Consider the following 13810-nt stretch of genomic DNA (forward strand, 5'->3'; position numbering starts at 1 on the left):
ACAATCTCGTCGCTGATGATGGAGGGTTGGTATGGGGCGGCCGGATTACACCGGAATCGGTGGCCGAATTGACCGGAATTTGCTTTTTCGCGTAAATGCAATTTCAGATATAATATTAGCGCTTCGAAGCATTCCACTGGGTGTTCTAAAAGGCCAGGGATCTCATTCCAAAAAGTGATGCAACGAACCAATCTCCCTCTTCTTCCGACCGATGAGATTGCTTCGTTCCCTCCAGTTGCTCGCGCAGACACCGATTGGGAGTTTTTCATCCTACTGCTGGAAAAGGGCTTTTTGGCGTAGCACCCGGCAATCCCGGGGGAGGATCCGATGAAAATCCGGAAGGTCCTGCTCACCTGTTCGTCCATCCTCATCACGGCGCTTCTTACGTTCATCCTGACCGACAATCTATCGTCCTTACAGCTCAAATTTTCCAGAGTCGCCGGTCAATCCAATTCCGATGGGCTGGCGTATATCCTGATCGATCTGGCGCTTTCCATTACGCTGTGCGCGACGGTTTGGTTGATGCTTGTCTGGGACGCTGGGGATAAACTCCCCCCGACCTTGATGCTGATCGTCGGGATCCTCGGGTGGATTCTCCACTATCTGAACACGTTCACCGACCTTCGGTGGCAGAGCGGATTGTTTTACGATTTTTTCAACGGCATCCACTGGCTTTCGGCAATCTGGCAAAGCTTGGCCTTGAAACTGCCCAAGACCGATATGTTCTGGGTGTCTCTGTTCAGCAGCCCGTTCACCTTTACGCTGAGCGCGCTCTTTATCGTCTTCGGCATAGTCGGCCTTTCCTTGAAAAGCCATTCGAAATAATTCCGGGGTAAGAATCCGGGATCCGGTTTTCCTAGGGCCAAGAGGCCGTGAACGCACGGGGCAAGGAAAAATCTCCACCTGCACCGGATGGCGTTCTCCGCTTTCCTTTGCCCGGGGAAAACAGTTTTCGGCAGCGGGAGGACTTCATGAAGACCAAGAAAACTATTTCCGTCATCGGGATGATCATTCTCACGACGATCGTCATCGACATCGCCGGGTATCTATTCTCCCAGGAACGGGGGCTGTTCACCACTTCCGTTGCCGAAAGGGCTTTTTTATATGGCTTGATTCAGGCGGCGCTGATCGCGGTGCCGCTGGGCGCGACCGTCTGGATGATGCTGGTCTGGGATGCGGGCGACAAGCTCCCGCCCGCCTTTATGCTAATCCTGGGAATCCTCGGCGCCTGTCCGGTTCTGGTTTATGCCGCCAATCCGGTATCAGTTTTTACTCTGTGCCGGACGATCCCTTTACTTCCTCGCGGATCGACTTACGGCGCTTCGCAGTCCCTATCCTATTTCATGTCGCATTTCTCAACCGGCCTACTCCCGTTCCTATATATCGGTTTCGGCATCACCGGGTTGGCCGCCAAGCGGAAGGCGTAAACCGATAATCAAAACCCACAGGGACATCGGGGAAAAACTGCGGGCCCGCACCTTGTGGAACATCCCCAAGGCGGAAATGCGCCATGACGGGATGGCATAAGCCGCAGAAAAACCGGCAATCCGACAAGGAGCCTCAATAATGACTAAGCAGTTATTAGGCCATAAGCCATCCCGCCCGAATGCCCTCGTGAATCCCCCTCCTCCGATACCGGCGGATTTGCCGGCTCAAGACCGCAACCGTCTGCCGCGGTACGCGCAGGCATGCATCTTGGCATCGGCAGCGTTGGTTGCCGGCCTGGGCTGCGCGACGATCCGGGGAATCCTCGGTTCCGGAGAGGAGCACCCCGCGGCGTCGGACGCCTCCGCCGCGGCCGGATCGACCGCCGCCCCGGAGGCGGCGCCGGCGACTGCGGATTTGCACACCGCGACTCCCGCGCCGGTAACAATCCAATGGTGGAGCTATGAAACCGCCGAAGACCGGAAAGCCTTGATGCTCGGTCAAGCCAGGGAATTCGAACAAAGCCATCCGAACGTGATCGTCGTATTGACCGCGCTCGACCGATCCGCCTACAGTCATCAGATCGGAACCGTCCTGGCCTCGGATAAACCGCCGCACCTGTTTCAGAGCGAGGGCAATTGGTCGTTCGCGGAATTCGCCGCCGCCGGCCTGCTGATGGACCTCTCCGCCGAGGCGGAGGCGGGCTGGGGCGCGGAATTCCTTCCGGCTGCGCTGGACCGTTTCGTCTGGGACGGCAGGCAATACGGCGTCCCGAAGGACGCATCCGTTGTCGGCTTGTGGTACAACAAAGCGCTGTTCCGGCAAGCCGGGATAACCGCACCGCCGTCGACGTGGGCGGACTTCCTCTCCGCGATCGCCAAATTTAAAGCCGCCGGGATCACGCCGATCGCCGTGGGCGAAGGCGACAAGTGGTCAGGCGCGTTCTGGTGGGAATACCTGGCGCTCCGCCTGGGCGGGCGCGCGGCGATCGACGCGGCGCTTTCCCGCCGGGGCGCTTTCACCGATCCTCCCTTCGTGCAAGCAGGTGAGGAATTGGTCTCCCTGATCGAACGGAAGCCTTTCGAACCGGATCATCTTGCCCTAAACACTTATCCGGACGCGTCGGCGATCTTCGGCGACGGGAAAGCGGCCATGCACTTGATGGGACAATGGGAGAGGGAAAATCAGAAAATCTTCAGCACCGACGGCCAAGGTCTCGGCGGGGACTTGGAATGGTTTCCGTTTCCCGCCTTGGCGGGCGGCGACGGACATCCCGCGGACCTTCTGGGCGGGATCAACGGCTGGCTGATCGCGAAAGATGCGCCGCCCGAAGCCCTGGAATTTCTTCACTTCCTAATCAGCCCGGAGCAGCAATGCCGTGAAGCTGGGTTGGGAAATCTGCCAGCGGCCAAGTCCGCGGGGGTCTGCATTCAGGACCCGTATCTGGAGCCTGTCTGGCAAGCGCTGACCCGCTCCGATTTCCTTCAGGTGTATTACGATGTGTTCCTTACGCCCGCGGCGGGGCAGATGGTGGACGAAGCCGTGTACGGATTGTTCGCCGGAACCCTCACGCCCGCCGAGGCCGCGCGAGCCATCGAAAACGCATATACCGCGGAAAATCCGTGAGCCGGATTGTAAAGGCGCCGCGCGCCCGCTCCGCCCCCGTCCGCCCATTCCACAACGGATCGTTTGGATCGCCATGCTGATCGCCGTCCTCTCCGACACGCACGACAACCGCGGCACCATCCGCAAGGCGCTGGTTGTCGCCCGGGCGCGCGGCGCCGCGGAGATTCTGCATTGCGGCGACCTGACCTCGGCCTCCGTCCTCTCCGAGTTCCGCGGCTGGACGGTCCACTACGCCTTCGGCAACATGGACCGCGACGCCGCGGAAATCCGCGCGGCGGCGGATCGGCTCGACCCGGGATCCGCGTGCGGAGCGGAACTTCATCTGGAGCGGGAAGGCGTGCGCATCGCGCTGATGCATGGCAACCATGCCGGGATGCTGACGCAGGCGGTGCGGTCGGGGGCGTATGACTTCGTCTTTCACGGACACACCCACCGGCGGCGCGACGAGCGCATCGGCCGGACCCGGGCGGTTAATCCCGGCGCGCTGGGCGGCGCCGCGTCGGAGGGTTATTCCTTCTGCCTGTTGGATACCGCCGGCGGGGATGTGGAGTTCATCGGGCTGTAGACGAGAATCGACGATCGACCACGGACCATCGGCCATCGCCCTTCTTGCCATCGTGGATTGGAGAGGCAATCAATCCCGCCGGAAAATGCGTCATGCCGGCGCGGAGATTCCCAAGAAGAGAAGCGAGGCCCGAACTATACGGCCATTGCCCGCAAGCAAGGATGGGATTCTTTTCTCCGCCGGTTGTGCTTGGCCGGTTTCTCCCAAATCGGCGGGGGAATACCCCGCCGGCGGCGCCTTCCGGACGGGTCATACTTCTATGCCCATGGAACCCTCCGCCCGGAACCGGGCCAAGGGCGATTTCCCAACAGGAGCCATTATGAAAACCCCAATATCCAAGAAAGCGTACGACAAAATCGCCGACGCCTATGCGGCCATCACCGATAAAAAACCCCACAACGCATACTACGACCGGCCGGCGGTGAAGTCGCTCATCGGGGATGTCGCCGGCAGGAAGATCGCCGATGTCGGCTGCGGCACGGGCGCGTACGCGCAATGGCTGGCGGACAGGGGAGCAAGGGTGACGGCCATCGACGCCAACGAGAAAATGCTGGCGCACGCCAGAAAGCGGGTCGGCGGCCGAGCGTCGTTTCATCTCGCCAACATGGAGGAACCGTTCCCATTCCTGAAGGATGGAAGCCTGGACGGCGTCTTGAGCGCCTTGGCGATCACCTACGTGCGGGACCACAAAGCGCTTTTTTCGGAATTTCATCGGATACTGCGCAAAAAGGGGTGGCTGGTTTTTTCAACCGAGCATCCATTTTTCTCATACGGTTTTTTTAAAATCCGGAATTATTTTAAAACCCGGCGAGTGAGTTGTTCTTGGAAAGGATTCGGAAAACGCGTCCGAATGAACAGCTATTATCACAGCCTGGGCTCGATCTGCGAGGCGCTTTATGAAAACGGCTTTCTGATCGAGCGGATTGTCGAACCCAAACCCATTCGCAAATTCAAAGAGGTCAGTCCCAAAGATTACAGGGAATTAATGAATTTTCCTTTGTTCATATGCATGAAGGCCTGGAAAACCTGATGATCTCCCCGTCCGTCGATCCGCGGTTGGTATCGGCCCCGGCACCGAGCGCCTCCCCTTTGTATGCCCAGTCGGTCGGGCTTCGATCGCCCATGCAAACCGGCGCAACCCGGATTCGCCGGGCGACAGGCCGCTCCGATGGTGGAAATACGAGTTGCCGGATACCAATCAACCTCGGATCGCATAAAGCCCGGCGACGCCCGGAAACGAAGCCGAGCCCGTGTCGCGGAAGACCCGGTACCCCGCATTCTTTAGAATCCCACTGACTTCGTCCGCAAGTCCGGCGGAGTGCGTTTCGAACGCCATCTCCCGGATCCGCCGGTAGTCCCTGCGGGCGATCCCCTGCAGAACGGCGAGTTCATCCCCCTCGACGTCGATCTTTAGGAAATCGACGGTGCGGATCTTTTCCTCGCGGAGGATCTCCGACAGGGTTCGGACGGGGGCGAACCGCTCCTCCGAACGAAACAGGTAGGACGCCAAGTCCGGCCCAAGCTGGCTGTGGATGAAATCCACCTGGGCTTTTTTCAGCTCCGGCGCCGAGGTGGAATTGCCGGCCATGTTCGGATAAAAGGCGAACGTCCGCCGCGGTTCCGCCCGCGATCCGACGGCGCAGTTCAACAGCCGCACCCTTTCCAGCCGGTGCAGCTCGACGTTGCGCCGGAGCACCTCGAAGGTGTCGGGAATGGGCTCGACGGCGCAGACAAACGCCTTCGGATTCCGCAGCTTGGCGAACAACGCAAACATCCCGATGTTGGCCCCGACATCGAAAATGCAGGAGGCGCCCTCCAAGCTCAGGCCGTGGCGCAGGTATTCCTGTTTGATGAAAACCTCGTTGTAAATGAATTCGGTTTCCTGGATGCTGGTGTGCGTGAAGCAACGGAAGCCGTCCGGGAAGGTCACCAGCTTGAGCGGCGGCGGTTGCTCCTCGACCCGGATGACGTGGATGAAATCCGGCGAGAGAATCGGGTTTTGGGCCGTCATGGGCGGTATTCCTCCTCGTCCACTACCCGGTCCGGTTTCTCCCCATCCCGGCCCAAAAGGGACGGGGAGGGAGCGCCGAATTCCGGATTCAGCGGGGGTTTGTGGGCGGCGCTGGCCCTCCGCAAATCCAGCGGCTTTTCGATCGGCGTCGGCACGGGATGGACGGGGGCGACTTCCGCGGCTTCCCACAGCCGGCGCTCGATTTCATCCGCCGCCTGGCGCTGGCCTCCCTCCTTCCGCGCCAGGGCGCCCAGGGAATATGCCCGCTCGCGCATCCGCGGATCCTCCAGCCGACGCAGCGCTTCGGCCATCCGCGGCACGGTCATCTCGTCCCGGCCGAAGGTCAGGCCGATGCTTCTATCCGCGACCAGCCGCCCCCAGGCCGCCTGCATTCCGAAGGAGGGCACGATGATCGACGGAATCCCGGCGGTGATCGCCGCGCCCGTCGTGCCGGCTCCGCCGTGATGCACCGCCGCCTTCGTGCGGGGGAGCAGCCAATCGTGCGGGAACTCGTCGGCGACCAGCACCTCCGGGGGATACTCCGCGCGGCCGTCGACCGTGTTGCGGAGCAGAACGCCGCGGTTCCCCGTTAGCCGCAAGGTTTCGAGCACGATATCCGTGACCGCCGTCTTTTCGTGCACTCCCCAGCTTCCGAATCCGACGTAGACCGGCGGCGGTCCGGCGCGGAGAAAATCGCGGAGCCGCGGGTCGATCGGCCCCTTGTGGGGCAGAATCCACCATCCCGTCTGCACCACCCGCGCCGGCCAGTCCTCCGGCCGGGGGAGGAAATAAGCGCTCCAGGCCGCGAACGCCGGAAAGCGGGAAAGGTGCTGAGCCCAGTTGCGCGTGGCGAGCGGATCCAGCCGCAATCCGTGCGCCCTCCGCCAGGCGTTGATTTTATCGGAGAGGAACAACCCGAAGGACAGGAGCATGAAGGAGGATAAGCCGCGGTTGAAGAGCGCACCTTTATCCTGGATCCGGCCGTCGACGAAGCAATAGGCCGAGGTCGGGATGAATCCCGGATCGAAGTGCACGTTGAACAGCGGCAGGCCGCGCCCCTCGGCGACGTGGATCGCTTCCGGCGTGGTGATAACCTTGGCCAGGATCACATCCGCCCCGCGGCTGGCTTCCCAAAACGCTTCCAACTGGGAGGGCGCGATCCGCCGCGAATAGGCCGTGCTGGTGGTGAGCATCTTCGGGAGGGATTGGCACGCGGCGAGCGTGCGCATCAGGCTTTCGGTTCCGTCTTCCCGCATCGTGTGGAATTCGATCCCGCGCTCCTCAACCAGCGCCCGGTACGGTTCCCGCGCGGCGAGCACGACCTGATGCCCGCGCCGGACCAGCTCCTCGCCCAGGGCGGCGAACGGTTGGATGTCACCGCGCGTACCCCAGTTCAGCACGGCGAACCGGTACGAGCTTTTTCTTTTAAATGCGCGGCGGTGTCCGAACGGCCAGGGCGATGACGATTTGGGGTTCACGAGTTCCTCCGCAACGGCATGGGATCACAAGCGTCGTACGACTGGGCTTAGCCGAGGATCGTTGCATCCTGCCGGAAAACTATCCGGCCCGGCCCGAAAGATTCGATCCGAAGCGGCTGCTTGCCGACGGGTTCGGACGATCGAAGGGCGCGTTCCAGCAGACTATTGAAAAAAAAAGAAACGGTTAAGCCCGCCCCGGCAAGCCCGGCGGGCAGCCCAACCACCATCAATTCCATTTTAATCACGCCCAGCTAGCCGTCTTCGGCGCCCTTCTTAGGTTCGGCTTCTTCGTCCAACAAGGCCGGTTTTTCCAGCACTTCCGGGGATGGGCGGATCCCGGCGCCTCGGCCGCCGGAGGAACCGGAAGGCAGCGCCCGCTCGGGCGGCCGAACCAGATGGATCTTGGCCTCTTCGACGGCTTCCGCAATCCGGCATTCGACTTCGTCCGCCGCCTGCTTCTCTCCCCCGTCGTTCCGCGCCAGGGCTCCCACCACCCGCGCCCGCTCCCGGATTTCCGGCCGATCGATCTCGCGCAACGCGCGCGCCAGCGTCTCCACCGATATCTCACGCCGGTTCAGGGTCGTCCCGATCTGCTTCTCCTTGACCACATGCCCCCAGCAAGCCTGACCGGTGAATGCCGGAATGATGATCGACGGTATCCCCGCCTGGATCACCGCGCCCACGGTGCCGGATCCTCCGTGGTGGACGGCCGCCTTAAGCTGCGGCAGAAGCCAATCGTGCGGCAATTCCTCCTCTACGTAAATCGAAGTTGGAAATTCCTTCCGCCCGTCCACCGTATTCCGCAGCAAGACACCGCGGTTTCCGGTTATCCGCAGGCTTTCCAGGATCACTTCCGTGACGGCCGATTTATCGTGCACTCCCCAGCTTCCGAAGCCGATGTACACCGGCGGCGGACCGGCCTTGATAAATTCGCGCAACCGCTTTCCGATGGATTCTTTCCAGGGCATCCGCAGGTATCCGGTCTGGACAAACCATTCCGGCCAATCCGGCGGCCTCTCCAACAGGTGCGGGCTCCAGGTGATGAAGGTTGGGAACCGCCGGAAATAGCCGGGATCGCTCCACTTGGAGAAAACATCCAGCGGCATGCGCTGCCGCAGGCGCCACCGGTTCACCTGATCCCAGATGGAATACCCCATCGGGATCAGCATAAACCGCCCCATGAACCGGTTGAATCTTTTGCCTTTATCCTCCAGCTTGTCGCCGACCAGGCAATAGCTTTCCGTGGGCAGGAAGCCCGGATCGTTGTGCCACAGGAACAGCGGCACCCCCCGGCGTTCGGCGATATGCAGGGCGGGCATGGTGGAGACCGATTTGGTCAGGACCGCGTCCGCGCCCTCGGTCGCCTCCCAGAACTTCCGGAATTGGACGGCGCTGAGGCCGCGCGAATAGGATGTGCAGAGCGCGAGCGCCGAAAGCATGGCGGTGCTGTCCGCCAGCGCCTGCATCAGCCGCTCGGTGCCGTCGTCGGGCATCGTCCAGAATTCCATCCCCTGTTCCTCGATCAGGGCGCGGTACGGCTCGCGCGCCGCGATCACCATCCGGTGGCCGCGGCGGACGAGTTCCGCGCCGAGCGCGGCGAACGGTTTGACGTCGCCGCGCGTCCCCCAGGTGAGCGCGGCGAACCGGTAGGAGCGTTTTCGCCGGAGGTTGCGCCGGTATTCGCGGGGCCAGGGCGAGGACGGGTTCGGGCTCATGCTGCCCCTCCAGGGAACGGATGCGGCGGCGGGACCGGCTTCACGATACGGGCGTTCCGTCCGGATGTTTGACGGCCGAGGGCTGCGGCCCTTTTTCGATCCGGATCAGCGGAGCGCCCTCGATTTCCGGAAGCAGCCGGCCGATGCGGACGATCTTGCGCAACGCTTCCTCCAACGCCGCCCAGGCCTTCTGCGCCGGAACGGGACGGGATTGCGCCGGCATGAAGGCCACGGAGACCGACTCGGGGCTGGTTTCGTAATGCAGCGAGAAGAGCCGGGTCAGCAGGCGGATTCCGATCCGCCCCACGACGGCGACATCCTCGCTCGGATGGGGAAAGGAGACAATCACGTCGATCGACGACATGTATTTCATCAGCAGGATCATGCTCGCCGGCATCCGCCAGGGAGCGGCGAGCGCCAAATGCAGGGACATCAGATCGCTCAGGTTGAACCGCTCCCGGCCGGCGCGAATCGCCTGATGATGGGCTTCCAGCGCCTCGCGCAGGGTTTCGACCGCCGCCCGGCCGAGGTCCGCATCGCAGGCGGGATCCACCAACCTGCTGACCGCCGGGGACCATGGGGTGGCGTCGCCCAAACCCCGGTAACGGTACTTGGCCATCGTCAGGAGCTCGACGTGCACGGGGGGCCTGCCCAGCAACTGCTCCTCGGCCATCATCATCGCGATGTTGAACACCGAATCCAGTCGCAGCCCGCGGCGGATGAGCTCCCGCCCGCCCCAGTCGCGGATCCGGAAGAGGACTCGCTCGTCGGTGAGCATATAGCGGCAGGAGGAATCCGCCCAGCGCGCCAATCCGGCCGGGACCGAAAACGGCAGGCGCTGCACGTCCGGCCGCGGGCTTTTTTTGCGCCTGGAGGCCGATTCCTTCAACAGCAGCGACGACCGGCGGACCTCCGAACTGAAGCGGGTCATGACGTTGCCGTCGATTCCGCAGATGTAGGAAAACACGATCGAGGCTTTGCCGTTCCCGAACACCACGATTTGCGTGCTCGCCAAATACCACCGGTTTTCCCGGTTCCGGCATTGCGCCAACCGGCAGGCTTGCTCCTCGTCGGCGGGACGGTCGTCGAGGTCGAGGCACAAGACGAGGAAGGCATTGGCCAGGGCCTCGAGGGATTCGCGGTTGCGCGGATCCAACCGCAGCAGGGTGAACCCCGCCGCCCGCTGGGCCGGCGCGGCCGCGCTGAACGGTCCGGGCGACACGGTTTGCGGCCGGCCGCGGGCATCCGCGGCGAGCGCCTCCAGGGCAGCCCGCAGCGACGGCACATCCGCGGGCGTTCCGATCGGAGGAAGCGCGAGCTTGTAGAAATTCCCCCCCGCGGCCACAACCGCGTAGGAATCCTCCACGGATTTGTAAATCCCCATGCAAGCCCCGCTCGGGTAATTGCAGGTGGAGAACAGGTTTCGGTATTGGCCCATCTCCATCGGCTCGCCGTGGAACGTATCCAGGGGGAATTTTGCGCCGATCAGATCCGCATAGAACGACCGGGAAGCCGCCAGCAGGCGCGCCGCCCGGTCGATCGGGTCCGGCGCCGGCTGCTCGTCGGCGAGGACCGCGGTTGCGCTGAACATGATGGCGTTCGACACCATCATCCTCGCCGGAACGTCGCGCAGGACTCTTTCGTAGTACGCGGCATCCTGCCGCAACCGATGGAGGGTCCGGGTGAACCCGGAGACGCCGAACAGGAACCGTGCGGCGGCCTGCGGCACATGCGCCATCTCGGAATATTCGCGAACGTAATTCTCCAGGGTGTCCAAGGGCGGGAGGCTGGCGGGTTTCGGGTACCCATCCAGTTGCTCGAACGACATTTGTTCGGTCCGGGAGGATCTGGGCATGTGGCGGGCTCCTTTCCAGGCGATGCGGATTGGGGGGCTTTCCCCCGGCATCCCCTGGCTTCTTAGCCGAGGGCTTTTTCGCAAACCAGGCGGATGACCTGGAGCAGGTCGTTCAACTCGAAGGGCTTCTCCAGGATGGTCAGATTGTTCTCCTCGATGAACCGGCGGGTGACCAGGTTGGCCGTATCGCCCGTGATGAAGATAATTCGCGGGGCCAGATGCGGCATCTCCGCCTGGATCCGGCGGTAGAAATCCATTCCGGAAAAATTGGGCATCCGGAAATCGCACAGGATCACGTCGAATGCGGATTGCGCCAGGCAGTTCAGCCCTTCCTCGCCGTTCATCGCCGTCTCCACCATATATCCGCGTCCGGACAGGGTTTTGGCCAGCACATCCTGGACGTTCGGCTCGTCGTCGATGATCAGCACCCGGGATTGTCCGGCGGCGGATTCCGCCGGCGGCCGCTCTTCCTTGGCGGACCGCTTTTCCTCGGCCGCGGAGGCGACCGGCAATTCGACGATGAAAGCCGTCCCCTTTCCCACGGTGCTCTCAGCCCAGATGTGGCCGTCGTGTTCGCCGACGATCCCGTGGCAGATGGAAAGCCCCAATCCGGTTCCGGTGCCTTCGGCCTTGGTGGTGAAGAACGGATCGAATATCCGCGTCAGGTTCTCCTCCGGGATCCCGGGGCCGGTATCTTTAAAGGAAACCCGCACCATGGGCTTCGGTTCGGCGCCGGGCAGGTAATAAATGGAAGGGCCGCACTCGGTGGTGACAGTGAGGGCCCGCCGCCCCGGAACTTGCCGCATGGCTTGGATCGCGTTTTGGATCAAATTGATGAACACTTGGGTCAGTTGGTACAGGTCGGCGGTGATCGTCGGCAGGCCGGAGGCGAGTTTCCGTTCCACCCGGATTCCGTCGGCCTCGAGCTCGTAGGAGATCAGGTCGAGGCTGTTGCGCAGCGCCTCGTTCACCTGAACCGGCCCGCGGTGGATCGGCCGCTGGCGGGCGAAATCCAGCAGGCCGCGGACGATCTTCCCGGCGCGCAGGGCTTCGGCCACCACCTTATCCAGGTTCCCCTGGACCGACCGATCGAGCTTTTCCTGCTGAACCAACTGGGAGTAGAGCACCACCGAGGTGAGCGGGTTGTTCAGTTCGTGGGCGATTCCCGCCGCCAGCTGGCCGATGGCAGCCAGCTTCTCCGTCTGCACCAGCCGGGCCTGCGCCTGGCGCAGGGCGTTTAATTGGATCTGCAGGTCCTCGTGCAGGGATTGGCGCTGGATGGCGGTGGCGGTCATCTCCCCGATCGCGGTCAGCAGGCGGATGTCGTGATCGCCGATCGGGCTCGAACGGCCGATCCAAACCGTTCCGATGACCTTGCCGTTGGCGATCAGCGGCGCGTGGGCGACGGCCGACAATCCGTGCGTCAATTTCAAGCCGAGCGCGTCGGATTCGGGATCGCCGTTCTTCCTCCACACCGGGTTGGCCGTCGGACCGGTATGGCCCTGTTCCTCCTCCACCGATAGCCGCAGCCCGGTGAGCTCCTCCCACTTTTGGATTCCCAACTCCACCACGCTTCCGCCGTTTTCGAAATCGCGCAGCGCGACCGCCGCGCCCTCCGCCTGCATCAGAACCGCCAACTGGTTGACCAGGACCGAATAGATTTCCGAACGGCTTTGCGCGGCGCGCATCGCGGTGGAGATCTTCGCCAGGATCTCCAACTCCTCGTTCCGCCGCAGGGTTTCCTCCTCGGCGCGTTTGTGCTCGGTGACGTCGTTCAGCAGAAGCAGGCGCTTGCCGTGAATCCTGGTCCCCAGGAGGTCGACGATGATCTCGCGCCCATCCCTGCTCGTCATCCGCAGGTCGTTGAAGGCCGCGTCGGCATGGTCCCGCTCCGCCAGCTCCTCGGCCGCCTGCCAGATTTCCAGCGCCCCCCGGCGCCGGCGCTCGTCGGGGAGCAGGCGGGCCCAGAAGGCGCCGCTGTCCGGAAGATCCTCCAGGCCGTACCCGAAAACCGATTGGAACCGCTCGTTAAAGAATTCCGTCCGGCCGCGCTCGTGAAAAACCGCCACCGGAACGGGAAACTGCTTGGTTAGCTGGCGGAACAACTCTTCGGATTGAGTCAGGGCTTCCACCGCCCGGCGCTGTTTCAGAATCCGGTGCAGGCCGTAGGCCACCAACTGGATGTGGGCCATATCCTGCGCGTTGTATGGGCTTTCCTTGTTGCCGACCCCCAGCACGCACACCACGTCCCGCCCGTCCAGCACCGGAACGCTGAGCAGGCGCCGGATGGGGGCGATGCTGTCGGGCATCCCCTGCAGGCATTGCCACGCCGGGCTGTTGCGGGTGATCACCGGCCGCTTCAGCCGGATGCAATCCGTCCAATTTCCCGCCCGGTCGATCGGGATCGGAAGATCCTCTTCCCCCGTCAGGTCGACCGCCAACTCCCCGACCCACGATTTCAGCACCACCGCTGTACGGTCCTCGGTAAGCAGATAAAAGAATCCGACCAGGCTGTCGGTGAACCGCACCGCTTGCCTCAGCACGTGGTCGAACAGCTCCCGCTCCGATAGCCGCGAGGAGGCTTCGTACTGGTCGAGCAGGAGGCTCCCCCATTCCACCTCCGTCAACAAACGGGCTTCGGCCTTTTTCAACCCGCTGATGTCCACCGGGGCGACGATCAGCCGCGACCAATCGAATTCGGCGCCGCGGGCGAGGAAGACCCGCCGCCGGATGGCGATCCCCTCCCCGTCGAAGGTCCTTATTTCCAATTCGGATTCGTGCTTCCGGCGGCCCTCGGCCAGGGCAATCAATTCTTCCCGAAGCACATTGCGCCAATTCTTTTCCAGCGGGAGGGGGGGATTCTTCAGGAAGGCTTCCTTCTTTTCGTACTGGAAGAGTTCCAAGGCCGCCGGATTCGCATCTCGAACCCGGACCAGGGAAAGGCAGGCATGAACCTCCTCCGGGTGGCTTTCCAAATAGGCCCGCCAGTCGGCGGCGGCGCCGGAGGCGCGCAGGGAGGCCAGGCGCTTCCTCACCAGGGAGCAATCCTCCACCCACAGCGGGATGGGGATGTCCGGAAGCTTCTCCCGGGGCCGATTCTTCTTCACCTGTCCGCGCCGTACGCTTTTTGGCACC

10 protein-coding genes are annotated in these 13810 nt (G+C 62.8%); 5 read left to right on the plus strand and 5 right to left on the minus strand.

The window, feature by feature from the left end; genetic code table 11:
• Positions 1–327: 327 nt before the first annotated feature.
• From JW929_08295 to JW929_08315, 5 genes are all read left to right on the plus strand, one after another.
• On the plus strand, positions 328–825 hold the full coding sequence (locus tag JW929_08295) for a hypothetical protein (protein ID MBN1439393.1): 498 nt from the start codon (positions 328–330) through the stop codon (positions 823–825).
• 146 nt (positions 826–971) lie between these two features.
• On the plus strand, positions 972–1427 hold the full coding sequence (locus JW929_08300) for a hypothetical protein (GenBank protein MBN1439394.1): 456 nt from the start codon (positions 972–974) through the stop codon (positions 1425–1427).
• Positions 1428–1644: 217 nt separating this feature from the next.
• Positions 1645–3051 (plus strand): extracellular solute-binding protein, encoded by a 1407-nt coding sequence (locus tag JW929_08305; protein ID MBN1439395.1) that lies wholly within the window; start codon positions 1645–1647, stop codon positions 3049–3051.
• A 73-nt stretch (positions 3052–3124) separates the two neighbouring features.
• Positions 3125–3616, plus strand: coding sequence for a YfcE family phosphodiesterase (locus JW929_08310; protein MBN1439396.1), 492 nt, complete (start codon positions 3125–3127; stop codon positions 3614–3616).
• A gap of 319 nt (positions 3617–3935) precedes the next feature.
• Positions 3936–4646 (plus strand): methyltransferase domain-containing protein, encoded by a 711-nt coding sequence (locus tag JW929_08315; GenBank protein ID MBN1439397.1) that lies wholly within the window; start codon positions 3936–3938, stop codon positions 4644–4646.
• A 168-nt stretch (positions 4647–4814) separates the two neighbouring features.
• Here the strand turns inward: JW929_08315 and JW929_08320 are convergent, their stop codons facing one another.
• From JW929_08320 to JW929_08340, 5 genes are all read right to left on the minus strand, one after another.
• Entirely contained in the window at positions 4815–5627 is an 813-nt protein-coding gene (locus tag JW929_08320) for an FkbM family methyltransferase (protein ID MBN1439398.1), read from the minus strand.
• A complete protein-coding gene (locus tag JW929_08325) occupies positions 5624–7105 on the minus strand; it encodes a glycosyltransferase family 1 protein (protein MBN1439399.1) in 1482 nt (493 codons plus the stop codon). Before JW929_08325 ends, JW929_08320 begins: the two co-directional genes overlap by 4 nt.
• 251 nt (positions 7106–7356) lie before the next feature.
• A complete protein-coding gene (locus JW929_08330) occupies positions 7357–8820 on the minus strand; it encodes a glycosyltransferase family 1 protein (GenBank protein ID MBN1439400.1) in 1464 nt (487 codons plus the stop codon).
• Between the two features lie 40 nt (positions 8821–8860).
• On the minus strand, positions 8861–10675 hold the full coding sequence (locus tag JW929_08335) for a choline/carnitine O-acyltransferase (GenBank protein MBN1439401.1): 1815 nt from the start codon (positions 10673–10675) through the stop codon (positions 8861–8863).
• A gap of 62 nt (positions 10676–10737) precedes the next feature.
• Positions 10738–13809 carry a GAF domain-containing protein gene (locus tag JW929_08340; GenBank protein MBN1439402.1) on the minus strand — a complete coding sequence of 1024 codons (3072 nt, stop codon included), beginning with the start codon at positions 13807–13809 and terminating at the stop codon, positions 10738–10740.
• Between the last annotated feature and the right edge of the window lies 1 nt (position 13810).

This window comes from Anaerolineales bacterium, from assembly GCA_016928575.1.
GTDB lineage: Bacteria > Chloroflexota > Anaerolineae > Anaerolineales > RBG-16-64-43 > JAFGKK01.